Annotated in this window: 14 protein-coding genes; 1 reads left to right on the forward strand and 13 read right to left on the reverse strand. The window is 60.7% G+C overall.

Features of this window, described 5'->3' with window-relative positions; all coding sequences use genetic code 11:
* Positions 1-6 precede the first annotated feature (6 nt).
* Positions 7-981 carry an AraC family transcriptional regulator gene (locus D8U61_RS20875; protein ID WP_241663641.1) on the reverse strand — a complete coding sequence of 325 codons (975 nt, stop codon included), beginning with the start codon at positions 979-981 and terminating at the stop codon, positions 7-9.
* Positions 982-1,172: 191 nt separating this feature from the next.
* Between D8U61_RS20875 and D8U61_RS20880 the strand changes: the two genes are divergently transcribed.
* Entirely contained in the window at positions 1,173-1,685 is a 513-nt protein-coding gene (locus D8U61_RS20880) for a nuclear transport factor 2 family protein (protein WP_130927583.1), read from the forward strand.
* Between the two features lie 219 nt (positions 1,686-1,904).
* Here the strand turns inward: D8U61_RS20880 and D8U61_RS20885 are convergent, their stop codons facing one another.
* The 12 genes from D8U61_RS20885 to D8U61_RS20940 all read right to left on the reverse strand — a co-directional run bounded on the left by D8U61_RS20885 (position 1,905) and on the right by D8U61_RS20940 (position 13,862).
* Positions 1,905-3,200: an OprD family outer membrane porin gene (locus tag D8U61_RS20885; RefSeq protein WP_241663645.1), complete on the reverse strand. Its 1,296-nt coding sequence runs from the start codon at positions 3,198-3,200 to the stop codon at positions 1,905-1,907.
* A 133-nt stretch (positions 3,201-3,333) separates the two neighbouring features.
* Complete coding sequence (locus D8U61_RS20890; protein ID WP_177433354.1) at positions 3,334-4,242, reverse strand: alpha/beta hydrolase; 909 nt, start codon at positions 4,240-4,242, stop codon at positions 3,334-3,336.
* A gap of 157 nt (positions 4,243-4,399) precedes the next feature.
* Positions 4,400-5,290, reverse strand: coding sequence for an alpha/beta hydrolase (locus D8U61_RS20895; RefSeq protein ID WP_158561663.1), 891 nt, complete (start codon positions 5,288-5,290; stop codon positions 4,400-4,402).
* A 60-nt stretch (positions 5,291-5,350) separates the two neighbouring features.
* Positions 5,351-6,268, reverse strand: coding sequence for a transporter (locus tag D8U61_RS20900; protein ID WP_194087864.1), 918 nt, complete (start codon positions 6,266-6,268; stop codon positions 5,351-5,353).
* A 121-nt stretch (positions 6,269-6,389) separates the two neighbouring features.
* Positions 6,390-7,409, reverse strand: coding sequence for a 4-hydroxy-2-oxovalerate aldolase (gene dmpG / locus D8U61_RS20905; RefSeq protein ID WP_116254802.1), 1,020 nt, complete (start codon positions 7,407-7,409; stop codon positions 6,390-6,392).
* Positions 7,406-8,359, reverse strand: coding sequence for an acetaldehyde dehydrogenase (acetylating) (locus tag D8U61_RS20910; RefSeq protein WP_125926146.1), 954 nt, complete (start codon positions 8,357-8,359; stop codon positions 7,406-7,408). The genes dmpG and D8U61_RS20910 overlap by 4 nt, the downstream gene beginning before the upstream one ends.
* 63 nt (positions 8,360-8,422) lie before the next feature.
* Positions 8,423-8,854 (reverse strand): RidA family protein, encoded by a 432-nt coding sequence (locus D8U61_RS20915; protein WP_116254804.1) that lies wholly within the window; start codon positions 8,852-8,854, stop codon positions 8,423-8,425.
* 4 nt (positions 8,855-8,858) lie between these two features.
* Positions 8,859-9,629, reverse strand: coding sequence for a fumarylacetoacetate hydrolase family protein (locus D8U61_RS20920; RefSeq protein WP_116254805.1), 771 nt, complete (start codon positions 9,627-9,629; stop codon positions 8,859-8,861).
* A gap of 10 nt (positions 9,630-9,639) precedes the next feature.
* Positions 9,640-10,422 carry a fumarylacetoacetate hydrolase family protein gene (locus tag D8U61_RS20925; protein ID WP_125926144.1) on the reverse strand — a complete coding sequence of 261 codons (783 nt, stop codon included), beginning with the start codon at positions 10,420-10,422 and terminating at the stop codon, positions 9,640-9,642.
* Entirely contained in the window at positions 10,419-11,891 is a 1,473-nt protein-coding gene (locus tag D8U61_RS20930) for a 2-hydroxymuconic semialdehyde dehydrogenase (protein WP_130927585.1), read from the reverse strand. Before D8U61_RS20930 ends, D8U61_RS20925 begins: the two co-directional genes overlap by 4 nt.
* 198 nt (positions 11,892-12,089) lie before the next feature.
* Complete coding sequence (locus D8U61_RS20935) at positions 12,090-12,905, reverse strand: tRNA U-34 5-methylaminomethyl-2-thiouridine biosynthesis protein (RefSeq protein WP_130927586.1); 816 nt, start codon at positions 12,903-12,905, stop codon at positions 12,090-12,092.
* A 39-nt stretch (positions 12,906-12,944) separates the two neighbouring features.
* On the reverse strand, positions 12,945-13,862 hold the full coding sequence (locus D8U61_RS20940) for a tRNA U-34 5-methylaminomethyl-2-thiouridine biosynthesis protein (RefSeq protein WP_116254809.1): 918 nt from the start codon (positions 13,860-13,862) through the stop codon (positions 12,945-12,947).
* Between the last annotated feature and the right edge of the window lie 7 nt (positions 13,863-13,869).

The raw sequence follows: 13,869 nt of genomic DNA on the forward strand, positions 1-13,869 counted from the left end.
CTGGATTCAAATTCCACAAATGTCCGTGCGCAGCCGCCAGGCGTCTTTCGCCGGTGGCATGCCGAACAGACGGGCGTAGTCTCGGCTGAACTGCGAGGGACTTTCGTATCCGACTGCATATCCCGCCTCTGCGGCGTCGACCGCTTCAGTGACCATCAGCCGGCGTGCTTCCTGTAGCCGCAACTGGTTACGAAATTCCAGCGGGCTCATCGAGGTGATCGCCTTGAAATGCGTATGAAACGAAGAACGGCTCATGCCGGCGATTTCGACGAGGTCATCTATTCGACACGCTTCGTTGTAGTGGCTGCGCAGCCAGGCAATGGCCTTGGCAATCTGGTTCAAGCGGCTGTCTGCTTGTGCCATCTGCCTGATGAGGCTGTTGCCGTTTTCGGTTAGAAGGCGATAAAGCATTTCGCGAATCACCAGCGGAGCGAGCGCTTCGATATCCCGTGGCCTGTCGAGCAGCCCGGCCAGCCGAACCGCAGCATCCAGCAGTTCTGGAGTCGTATCGTTGAGCGTAATGACTGCCGGCGGTGCACTGACGCTCTCTTCTCGTAGCGGATGGCGCAGCGCAAGTTCACTCAACACAGCGGTATCGAGATCCAGCGCCAGGCACAGATAAGGAACAGCCTCACTCGCCTCGATGACCGAGCCCATCACCGGAAGGTCTACCGATGCAATCAGGTACTTGGCCGGATCGTAAACATAGGCGGTAGTACCCAGCATCGCTTGTTTTCGTCCCTGAGCGACAAGGCAGAGCGTTGGCTCATACACCACCGGCATAGGCATCGTGGGCGAAGCCGAACGAATCAGGCTGACACCCGGAATCGCGGTGCTGTGAATGCCGTCATCCCGGACGTGACGACCAATGATATCGACAAGCTTTGAAAGGGAATTCAAACACAACTCCATCACGTGGGGATTCGGCGGTTGGGCATCTGGTATCGGATGATCAAGCAAGAAATCAGGACGATCCTGCAACAGCCCTCCTCCGCTCGTAAGTCACACTTCAGATGAAGCCCAGAGGTACTGCCGGCCACACCCGCGCCGATTCTTTGCCAAAGCCCCATATAGAGCAACGGCGTGAGGGAACGCAACTAGCGGCTTACAGATAACAACAACGGCCCATCCAACTCGACGGGGCTCATCGGACAGATTAAGGAGCACGGGAAATGACGTTTGTTCAACGCCTCTCTACAGCGCTAGCACTGGTCCTCACCACACTCATTGCAGAGCCGGCGCCCGCTGTGGCCAGCGAACCGGCTACGGAGCGCAACCGCCAATTCGTTGCGCAAGCGTTCAACCAGTGGGCTCAGGGCGGCCGGACGTTCTTCACAGATGTCCTGGCTCCCGATGTGATCTGGACAATCAAGGGGACGAGCCCTTCGGCGGGCACTTATCGGGGCCGAGATGACTTCCTGAAACGCGCAGTCCAACCATTCGCAAAACGGCTCGCCTCGCCCGTTCGCCCGACGGTGGCGGATATCTGGGCTGAAGGCGATGACGTCGTCGTGCACTGGGACGGCACCGCCACCGCAGCCGACGGCGCGCCTTATCGCAACAGCTACGTATGGATCATGCGCATGCGAAACTTGCAGGCAGTTGAAGTCATTGCCTTTCTCGATCTGGTGCCTTATGACGACGTTATCAGGCGAATTCCGCTTGAAGCGGGCAATGTTGAATAGATAATCCTGCCAAGATCGGCTGGAGGATCTGCTCGCGAGACGTTGCGAGATATTAAGTAAGTGGGCATGTCGCGAATGTCGGCTTTCGGCCAGAAGCTGCCCGTCACGGGCGTCCCCCCTTTGGTTGATGACAGTCTTCGACGACCACCCTGCCGCGCACCCCAAGATGCGCGGCAGGAGGATAAATATCCACCTGGCCAAGCGCGACGCGGTGGAATCTCAGAACAACGACACCGGTATTTTCACGATGACCCGCAGCTCGTCAAAGTTGCCCTCGACCTGATGACTGCTCGCGCGATGCCAGGCGTAACCGGCAAGGATATTGGCCCCCTTCAGCTCGGTTCCCTGGAAGGTATAACTGGCGAAAACACCGGTTTCATTATGGTGCTCGTTATCCTGAAGAGGTGAAGCGGTATAAACACCTTTGCTGCCTCCGTTGTAACCGGTGCCGTCAATACCCCAGCCACGTGTATGCCAAAGTATGCTTTTGAAGCACGGCACGCCGTAGGCCGCCCAGTCATTGATGTACTTGATCTGCAACGAGGTTTCGTTCGGCCCGTTGAAATAGGAAACCATGGTATTGGGCAACGAAATGGCATTTGATTCTTTGACGTAATCGAAGAACTCATCACCGACTATTTTCTGCAGGCCAAACTCGACGGTATGGTTCTTGAAGCTGGGGGTAACCGTCAGGCCATAGGCCTGCTGATCGATATAACCGGCCTCTTGTTTTCCGCTGGATTGGGTGTTGTAAGCCGACAACTTGACGGAGGTTTTTATTTCTCCTGTCTTGAAGTCCCGGCTTAGGCCTAGATATTCCCGATCCCAGATATCCTGAATACGGGAAACATAGACACTGCTCTTCAACCCGCCCGCACTGGTGTAATCACCGCCCACGTAGGCGGTCCAGTCACTGCTGACCGGGCGCATTGCATATTGAAGCCCTATGGGCTCGGTACCGGCCGCATAGCGGGGCGCCATTTTCGAGAAATAACCGGACTTCAATACCAGACCTTTGATGGATGAGTTTTCGAACGACCATCCATCAAAAGACGCCGGCACGGTACGTGTATCGGAAAAGTTCATCACGGGGTTGGCCACTTGATGACGGCCAATTTTCAATTCCGACTCAGCCATTCGCAACTTCAGCGCGGCAACGCCCAGGCGGCTCCAGCTCGGCTCGACATCACCGTCACTGTTGACCAGCATGCGGTTACTGCCGCCTGCCGCATCAGCGGGGTTGCGCTCCAGTGCAACGACCGAATATGCAGCGAGATCAAGCCCGACGCCCACCGCCCCAGGTGTATACCCGGAGATAAAACCCAGCTTTAAGCCCTGTTGCCAGGCGACTCGGTCATGCGAAACCCGTGACCCATCATCGGTACGATAACGGTAGACCGTGTCTCCCCTGCCGATCTCTTTGGAATACCAGTGCCGGGTATCCAGTGTCAGAGAACTTCCCTTAAAAAAACCGCTGTCGGAATTCTCCGCCAGTGCTTCAACACTCAGCAGCATGCCGGGCAAGACACACGCCAGCACAGCTCCACTCTTTACAGGAAGCCACATAGGGATAACCCTCAACTTTTATTATTTTTATATGCCAATAGCGGATTGTTACGAAGCGACCGAAAGTCAGTTAACCAAAACCTTATCGGGACAGTTCGGACACATACTTGACTAGCTTCTCTGCCATCTCGGCGTTGGCCGTGTTCACGGGAGCAAAGTGATTGGAATCACACAGCGCGTCATACCGCGATTCCACGCCCGCGGTATTCGCGCGCTTCACGTAATCGCGAACGGAGGGAAAACGGTCACTCTGATTGGTGATGAATATCTGCGGGACTTTTACCAGTGGCATCTGCGCCGGGGAGACTTCCTGCAAACGCTTCTGCAGCGCCTCACCTTGAATGTTGCCAAGCACCTTGGCCTGAACATCGCCGCGTGGCAGGGTCGAATACCACGCCAAGTCGACCACACCATCGAGCACGACCACGCCGGAGATTTTCAACGGGTTTGCGGCATACAGTTCAGACTCCGGCTTCAACAGGCTTCTACCGGCCAGCCACAGCGCGTAATGCCCCCCCGATGAGTGACCAATGGTGACCGTTTTCTTCAAGTCCAACGGGTACGTCTTCGCCAGCTCCTGCAACTTGTCCGCCGCGCTGGCGACCGTTTTGAAAGAGTTCGGCCATTCGCCGTAACTGCCCACACGACTGTATTCGATGTTCCACGTCGCGAAGCCTGCCTTGGTCAGCAGATCAGCGACCGGCGCCATGTAGTCGAGGCTGACATCAGCGCTCCAGCGTCCACCGTGAACAACCACTACAACCGGAAACGGCCCTTTGCCTTTGGGTAAACGCAGGTCGCCGAAGTTATCCAGGCCTTTGCCATAATATTCACGGTGCACATCGCCCATGACCGCGGGTGCGCGCTTCACCGTTTCCTGAAACAGTGACCATTCATCCTGAGGCGCCGACAGCGGCAGTGGTTTTTCGCAGGCAACATTGTTCTCTACGGCCTGAACACCGAAGGCCACAGAGGCCAGCAATAGCGACACGGCAATTTTGCATTTCATTGGGAACCCTACCTTTTTTTGATTTTAAAGTTCACAGCCAGGTTGTTCTTGAGTCGGTTTCGCAGAGCATCAACGCAACAAGCCAAAGCGCTCAGCGAGCGAAAGAGCAGTTACAACCCGGCAAAGATCGCTGTCGGATTCAGGCCCGAGCAGCGTCCAGTTTTAGCCACCGCTTGATCCACTGCACCATGGGGCCGCTGCCTGCCGCCAGGTCGTCGAGGATGTTGAAATGGTCTGAGTCCAGCGCGAGCAGCTCGGCCGGTGCGCCTTGTTCTATGCAGGCGCAGGCATAGTCCATCGTCTGGCGGCGGAATTCGTCCGTCTCGCGCAGCCCGTAGGCCAGCATCAGGGGCGGGAGCCGCGCCGGAATGTGCAATATCGGGCTCAGCGACTCGACTGATTGCCAGGTGAAATCAATCGTCGAGGCCAGAAAGGTATGCGGTAGCGGACGCAAGTCAAACACCCCGCTGACAGCGATGGCGCCTTGGTAGGGTTGGGCCGGCAGGCCATAGTCGCCCACCCAATCGGTCGCCAGCAGCTCGGCCACTCCGTGGGCTCCAGCTGAATGCCCGACCACCACGATGCGCTCGCGATCAATCCCGAACCGCTCGGCGTTGCGCCACAGGAAGCAGAACGCCGCGCGATGCTGGCGTACGATCTCGGCAATGGTGACTTTCGGCGCCAGCGTGTAGTTCTCAATCACCGTCACCACGCCCAGCGCGGCCAAGCCCTTGGCCACGAAGCTCCACTCCTTGCTGGTGGTCGCCCGCCAGTAACCGCCATGAACGAAGAACACTGCCGGGCGCAAGGTTCCGGGGGTTGCCTGTTGGGGGAAAAACACGTCGAAGGTTTCGTCTAGGGTCGGGCCGTAGGGCACGTCCAGCTTATTGGGCAGTTGGGCGCGTGCGATTTGGCTTTGCTCGATGAACCGCTGAACATAGCCATCGAAGTCTTTGACCGAGGCCTCGATGTCGTACTGCTCGTCAAGCTGCGCCGTCGTGGTAAAACGTTGGTAGATCGGGATTTTCATACAGGCATGCTCCGGGGAGTTCTTGGGGGCCAGCGCCATTGGCAATCGTTCGGCAAGAGGTCAGAACGGAAAAACGAGCTTTAGCCAATAGGCGTCGCCTTCGGCGCGATTGCGCACCGCGCGCTCCTGCTGCCACTTTGCGGTCACGAACCAACCCCGCTGACTGCTGTATTTGATCGATGGGCCGATGGCGAACGCGCGGCCTTTATTGTCCTCGACCCGCTCACCGCGGACATCGTCGTCGGTGGTCTGCCGGTACACGTAGCCGCCCACACCGAGCACCCAGCCATTGCTGAGGCCCCAGCCAATGGCATAGTCGGCGTGCAGCTCCTGGCCGGAACGGTAATCAGTGTCGCGGTTGCGCAGGTTGAAGTCGTACATGGTCTTGATGTCGATGTTCAGCCCGTTCGGATCGACGTAGCTGAAGGCCGCCACCGGTTGCACGGTCCAGTAATTACGGCCGATATTGACCAGATCGTCGCGGTCAAAACGTCCCGTGGGAGCGAAGAAATCGATGCCATAGGCGGCATGCATTTTTTCACTGTAGTGGTAGCCCAGGCCGGGGCCGAACGTGATGTCGCCCAGCTCGCGCTTGCGCTGACTGGTGCCGTCGAGCGAGACCTTCAACTCGACCAGCGGCGCGATGGCATGGAACGCCAGACTGCCGCCCAACACCTTCTGCTCGGTGACCCACACGACGCGCGGCGCAATGACATCGGCGCGCAGGCGGAAGTCCACTGGCAGCTGCCGCCCGTCATTGCCGCGCAAACGGTCGGCGCGGTAACGCTGGGCGTAGACGGTGCCATACAGGCCCGGTGGCGGCATGGCGCCAGACAAGTAGTTTTCGGCACCCATAGGGTACATGGAGCCGCCACCTTCGGTGGCGAGGGTTTGCGCGGCCGGCGCGGTCAGCGAGCAGCCCAGTAACAGCCGCGCGGTGACAAGAGATGGGCTTACTGCACTGTTGTTATTGTTCATCGTGTCTACCCATTGATTGGCGAAAAAACCAGGCAGGCGCTCACCTTTCACTAGCGCAGCCGCCCCAGGTCAGGCCCGAATCACCTGCGGGCCTTATCGGAAAAACCTGCAAATAAGCGCTTCAGGTCTTTTTGAGCATGTCGAGGGCAACGTCGACGATCATGTCTTCCTGGCCGCCGATCATCCGGCGCTTGCCCAACTCGACGAGGATGTCGAAAGCCGACAAGCCGTATTTGCTGGCGGCCGCTTCGGCGTGGCGCAGGAAGCTTGAATAAACCCCGGCATAACCCAGCGCGAGCGTTTCGCGGTCGACCCGCACCACCCGCTCCTGCATAGGGCGGACGATGTCTTCGGCGGCATCGATCAGCTTTTTCACATCACAGCCGTGGTTCAGGCCCATGCGCTCGGCCGCGGCGATGAACACTTCCATCGGTGCATTACCTGCGCCGGCGCCCATACCGGTGAGGCTGGCATCGATGCGATCGCAGCCGTTTTCAAGCGCAATCAGGCTGTTGGCCACGCCGAGGCTGAGGTTGTGATGGGCATGCATGCCGGTCTCGGTTGCCGGGTCGAGCACGTCCTTGAGGGCCTTGAAGCGCTCGGCAATGTCCCACATGTTCATCGCCCCGCCCGAGTCCACCACGTAGACGCACTGTGCACCGTAGCTTTCCATCAGCTTGCCTTGCGCGGCGAGTCCGGCGGGGGTTTGCATGTGGCTCATCATGAGGAAACCGACGGTGTCCATACCCAAAGAACGGGCGTATTCGATGTGCTGGCGGGATACGTCGGCTTCGGTACAGTGGGTGGCCACGCGCACGATGCGCGCGCCGGCGTTGTAGGCAGCCTTGAGGTCGTGCACGGTGCCGATCCCCGGCAGCAACAGCGTTGCAATGCGGGCACGCTTGACCACTGCCGCCGCCGACTCGATCCACTCAAGATCGGTGTGGGCACCAAAGCCGTAGTTGAAACTCGACCCCTGCAAGCCATCGCCGTGCGCAACTTCAATGCTGTCTACGCCGGCGTCGTCCAGCGCCTGGGCGATCCGTGCAACTTGTTCGAGGCTGTAGCGGTGACGCACGGCATGCATACCGTCGCGCAGGGTGACGTCGGAAACGTGGATTTTTCTATTCTTGTCGATCATTTTCCCACCCCTTCAGCGGCGAGTTGCGCTTGGGCAATACGTTCGGCGACGGTCAACGCCGCGCTGGTCATGATGTCGAGGTTGCCAGCGAACGCCGGCAGGTAATGCCCGGCACCTTCCACTTCGAGGAACACCGCGACCTTGATGCCGGTGCTCCAGCCCAGACCGGGAATGTTCTGCCGGTTGTCCTCGCCGAAGTGCTCGAACTGAACTTGTTGTTTGAGCCGATAACCCGGCACATAACGACGCACTTCAGCGACCCGCGCCTCGACGGCGCCGGCGATTGCCTGGGTGTCGGCATCCGGCGGCACGAAGCAGTAGATGGTGTCGCGCATGATCAGCGGCGGCTCGGCCGGGTTGAGGACGATGATCGCCTTGCCACGGGCGGCTCCGCCCACTTCTACGATGGCGCGAGACGTAGTCTCGGTGAACTCATCGATATTGGCGCGGGTGCCGGGGCCGGCAGACTTGCTGGAAATCGCCGCGACGATTTCGGCGTAATGCACCGGCGCCACGCTCGCCACTGCATGCACGATCGGGATGGTCGCCTGGCCACCGCAGGTGACCATGTTCAGGTTCGGCGCCTCGGCATGCTCGGCGAAGTTCACCACCGGAATCACGAAAGGCCCAAGCGCGGCCGGGGTCAGGTCGATGACGCGCACACCATGGTCGCGCAGTCTGGCGTCATGCACCTTGTGCGCACCTGCCGAAGTGGCGTCAAAGGCGATGCGGATTTTCTTGAAATCGGGCAGCGCGAGCAGTCCGTCGATGCCCTCTGCGGTGGTGGGCACGCCGAGACGTTCGGCACGCGCCAGACCGTCGGAGGTCGGGTCGATGCCGACCATTGCAGCCACTTCGAGCATGTCGGAATTGCGCAGGATCTTGATCATCAGATCGGTGCCGATGTTGCCCGAGCCAATGATTGCCACGGGAATGCGAGCAGATGACATCTGTTCTTCTCCTGTCGAGTGCAGGCCAGCCCCTCGGCTGCGGCCCGCACTCGGTGAGTGGGTTCAGCGCAATGGCTTGTAGGCCACGGCTTTGATTTCGATGACCAGATGCGGGTGAGGCAACTGGTGCACGGCTACAGTGGTGCGCGTCGGGCCGTCGGCGTCGAAGAACTGCGCGTAGACCTGGTTGTACTGAGCAAAATCGTTCATGTTGACCAGATAGCTGCACACCTCAACCACGTCTTCGAGGTCGGCATCGACACTGCGCAGAATGTCGCGAATGTTGTTCAGCACCTCGCGGGTCTGCACTTCAATGCACGGGCGCACGCGCCCAGTGGCATCCAGCTCGGCACCGGCGATGCTGTTGTCGGGGCGGCGCGAACTGGTGCCGGAAACGAACAGAAAGTCACCGGCGCGTTTGACGTGCGGAAAGGCGCCCAGCGGGGTGGCCTTGCCATCGACCACGCGGGCACGGGTTTGCGCTTTGTCACTCATGGCTTTACTCCTCGCGCAGCGTTTGGAACGCCACGCTGCCCAGATGCTGGAATTCACAACGCACCGCGACCCCCGGACGCAACGCCACGGCTGCCGTCGCGGCACCGGCCAGCACCAGGCTGCCGGGTTCCAGCGCTTCGCCGTGCTGCGCAGCCAGGCGCGCCGCCGCCACCAGCGCACGTACTGGTGCCCCGAGGATCGCCGCCGTGCTGCCCATCTCCACCGCGCGGCCGTCGAAGCTCATCACCAGCCCCAGATTGTCGAGATTGGTGTCGGGCCGCTGCCATCCGCCGACCACGAAGCCGGACGACGAAGCGTTGTCGGCGACCACGTCAGGCAGCGAAAACTTGAAGTCGCGGTAGCGCGAGTCAATTACCTCCAGCGCCGGCGCGACGGCTTCGACTGCGGCCAAGGCCTGCAACGGCGTCACCTGCCCTTGCAGGCGCTTGCCGAGCAGAAAGCAGACCTCCGGCTCGACACGCGGGTGCACATACCGGGACAAATCAATGCTGCCGCCCTCCTCGATCCACATGTCCGAGGTCAAGCGCCCCCAGATCAGATCGGAAACACCCATCTGGGCCATTTTCGCGCGGCTGGTGAAGCCCATTTTCATGCCCACCTGACGCGCGCCACGGGCAAGACGTTGTTCGATCAACTGGCGCTGCACCTGATAGGCCTCGTCCAGCGTGACGGTGTCTTCACCGCTGAGTTGCAGGGTCGCCTGAGCGAGCCGGGCCGCCTCATCGAGGCGCTGGGCAATACGTTGAATTTTCATGCGGATCACCTCAATTGGCGGGTTCGAAACAGGCCCGGACGCTGCCCAGACCCTGAATGCGTGCCTCGAAAACATCACCGGGCGCGACACTGACCATCGGTCCCAAGGCACCGCTGAGCACCACATCGCCGGCCCGCAGTGGCGTGCCCATATCGACCAGGGTGCGCGCCAGCCACAACGCGGCATTCAAGGGGTGACCCAGGCATGCCGCACCGACGCCGAAAGATACGGGCTCGCCCTGGCGCTCCATGACCATGCCGGCCAGGCGCAAATCCAGATCGGCAAGTTTCACCGGCCGCTGGCCGAGCACGTAGAGGCCGGCCGAGGCGTTGTCGGCGATGGTGTCGAGAATGCTGATGTTCCAGTTGGCGATGCGGCTACCGACCACCTCAATGGCAGGCAGTGCATAGGCGGTAGCCGCGAGCAAATCGCTTAGCACGATGTTTTCGCGGTCCAGATCGCGCTCCAGCACCAGCGCCACTTCCGCCTCGCACTTGGCCTGCATAAGGCGCGGCCAGGCGATCGCCTCGCCATCGGCGACCTCCATGCTGTCGTACAAGGTGCCGAAGTCCGGTTGATCCACGCCCAACTGCTGCTGCACCGCATGCGAGGTGAGGCCGATCTTGCGCCCGGTGATACGCCGCCCGGCGTGGACCTGGCGCTGGGTGTTGAGCTGTTGCACCCGGTAGGCGTCGGCAATCGAGGCCAACTGATCGCGGACCGGCAGCACCGGTTCGCCGCTTGTGGCCGCCTGGTCGAGCAGATCGGCAACTCGTTGAAGTTGATCGCTCATTGCTCGCTCTCCTGGTCAATGCGTACGCAGACGTTGGTCAGTTCCGAATAAAAGTTCAGTGAGTGCATGCCGCCCTCACGGCCGATGCCGGACAATCCAGCGCCACCGAACGGCGTACGCAGATCGCGCAAAAACCAGGTGTTTACCCAACTGATGCCCACGCGCATGGCCTCGCTGACGCGGTGCGCGCGGCTCAGGTTGGTGGTCCAGATGGTGGCGGCCAGGCCGTAACGGGTGTCGTTGGCGCGGGCGATGACTTCACGCTCGCTGTCGAACGGCGACACGTGGCAGATCGGCCCGAAGATTTCTTCGCGCACCGAACGGGAGTCGTCGGACAGCCCGGCAATGACGGTCGGCTCGACCCATGCGCCGTTATCACGTGCATCACCAAAATGCGGTACGCCGCCACCGGCGATGAAGGTCGCACCTTCCCGGCGCGCAAGTTCGAAGTAACTCAGCACCTTGTCGCGATGCTTGGCCGAAATCAGTGGCCCCATCTGCGTGGCAGGATCGTGGGGCCAGTCGATTTTCATCACCTTGATGCGCTCGGCAATCGCTGTGCAGAAACGCTCGAAAATCGGCCGTTCGACATACACCCGTTCGGAGCACAGGCACACCTGACCGCTGTTGAGAAACAGCGCGCGCATCATGCCGTCGATCATTTTCTCGAAGTCGCAGTCGGCGAAAATGATCGCTGCGTTCTTGCCGCCCAGCTCGAACGACACCGGCTTAACTCCTTCGGCGGCAGCACGCATGATGGTGGTGCCCGTGCGTGATTCGCCCGTGAATGTGATGGCGCTGATGTCCGGGTGCCGGGAAATGAACTCGCCGGCCGAGTCCGGACCGAAACCGTGCACCAGGTTGAACACGCCATCCGGTACACCGGCGGCTTGCATCACTTCGGCGAGCAGCGTCGCGGTGCCGGGAGTGTCTTCGGAAGGTTTGACCACCACCGCGTTGCCGCACGCCAAGGCCGGTGCGACCTTCCAGGTCAGCAACAGCAACGGCAGGTTCCACGGGGAAATCACTCCGACCACGCCGAGTGGCTTGCGGGCGGCGTAGTTCAGCGCGTAGGCACCGTCTGGCAGGTCCAGGCGATGGCTGTCCAGCGGCGCGGTGGCGAGGATGTCTGCGAAGGTACGGAAATTGGCGATGCCGCGTGGCACGTCGATCACCGAGGCCATGGCCAGCGGCTTGCCGGTGTCGGCCATTTCGGCGGCCAGGAAATCGGCCTGGCGACGCTCCATTTCGTCAGCGATCCGGCGCAGGACGTCGACACGTTCAGCGGCGCTGGTGCGGCCCCAGGCGCCAGCGACGGCGCGATGGCCAGCCTTGACCGCCTCGTCCACCAGCTCGCGGCCAGCCTCATGGACCACGGCGACGACGGAGCCGTCGACCGGGCTGATGTCCTCGAAGGTGCGCGGGCTCTCGACCCAGCGACCATTGATAAAATTTCGATAGTTTTTCATGACTGACCTCAATGACACGGCTGACGGCGAGCCTGCAGCCGGCTCGCGAATTTGCAGAGGCCCGGCCCGATAAATCGCGGGCGCAGGCATGCACGGCTTGCGTTGCAACGGCAACGCAAACGGTCTACGGAAAAAAATTGATGCGGCGCGCTTCAGCAGCGGTGATGAGCGAGATCGCGCACCTGCTCGTTCATCCCCTCAGGGGTTGAACTCCACGACAGCGGCGCCGCTGCCATACAACGCGCCGTAGTGATGCACTGTGGCGCCCTGGAAACGCCCACCGAGTGCGCCGAGCAACCAGTGGAAATGCTTGAAACCCATGTCCACCCGCGCTTCGGCGGCATAGGCCGGCAGCACTTCGCGCAGCGCATCGACATCGCCCGCCTCGATCAGCGCCAGAACCTTGCGATTCCAGGCGTCTTCTTCTGCGTGGACGATGCGGTCGTCCTGCGCTTCGATGGGTTTGGTAAACAGGCTCCCGGACAAGCCACCGACGCCCACCACTGCCACGCGCTTGCCTTGTTCGGCAGCGCAGGCCACGGCAATCGCCGCCAGCATCTCGGTCGCTTCGGCGTTGTCGTAGAGGTTGTTGGACGCCACCACCAGCGGCAACGCTTCGCTGCCCACACTGAGCGCGGTGCTGGCGACGATGGTTCCGGTGTCGATCGGAAAGCCTTGATAGTCGGCGCCACGGGCATTCACACCTTTGGCCCGGCAGGCCTCGATGCAAGCGTTGGCCAGGCTCACATCGCTGTACAAGTCATAGGCCATCTCACCGAATTCGTGCCAGTTTTCGTCGACGTGAATGTCTTCGCTGCGGCGCCGGGTCAGCCAGATCTCATCAAGCACGGCGAACCATTGCGTGGAATAGAGCAGCACCACGTCGGGCCGAGAGGCACGTAATGCGGCGCCGGCCTGTTGCATGGCCTGTCGGAAGCGCTGCCAATTGGGCACATCGGGGCAAAGTTGCGGCAGCGGGCTACCGTGGACCAGAAAAGCCGATACAAGCGTCATGGTTGTTCACCTTGAAAAGAGGTCTGCGAGTCGCGAGGTTCAGGCGGCTTCTGCTGCGGCACGGGCGAGACCGGCCTTGAGCAGATTCCATTCCATTACCGCGTTGCCAGTGCCGATTACCGTGCCGTAGCCGTGCAGTTCCGCCGCCAGTTGCGGGTACTGCATGGCCGCGTGCATCCAGGTGAACGCACCGGACTTCACTTCGGCGAACGCCTCGTCGATGAACTGCGGCAGCAGACGAAAGACTTCATTCATTTCCCCGCGCCGCATCAGCTCGATCATGCGCATGTCCCACTGATACCCCAGTTGGCTCTGCGGATGTTCCTGGGTCATGTCTTCTGGCGGCTCCGGCTCTTGATGAAAATGCCAATGCGATAGAGTGTTGGACGCCAGCAGCACCGCGCGCTTGCCCGATTTGGCGATCGCTTCGCGGGTGGCCTTGCCCAACAGATCCATCTCCACCTGGCCCTCTTCCATGCTCAGGTAATAAGGCGTGTTGTTGGCCGAGATCGACACCACTGGAATGTCCCACTGCGGACGGATCATATGCAGTGCGGTGATGGTGCCGTAGTCGACGCGAAAACGCGGGTTGCGCATCATCTTGGTCTGCAGCCCTGCCTTGCGGCCTTCTTCACAGCAGGCCTCGGCCAGTTCGACGTCGAATTTTATCGAGTAGTCGAAGCGAAACAGGTTGGGAAAGATCGGGTCGACCGAGCGCCCGGCCAGGTGCTCGACACCGATGAAATGATGCCCCACGGACGTGATCCAGTGCGGCGAGTGCACCAGCAGTACGTCCGGCTTCAACGCCTCGACACTGGCGCGCGCCCGCTCATACGCCCAGCGCAATTGTTCCCAGCCGCCCTGGGAGCGTGGTTCGTTCTGCGGTGGGTTTTCCGCATAAAGAATGTGCGGTGGATGAGGGGCCAGAAACCCGCTGATAATTTCACCGTTTGCCATGTCGCTT

This window comes from Pseudomonas sp. Sample_14, from assembly GCF_004307515.1.
Taxonomy (GTDB): Bacteria; Pseudomonadota; Gammaproteobacteria; order Pseudomonadales; family Pseudomonadaceae; genus Aquipseudomonas; species Aquipseudomonas atacamensis.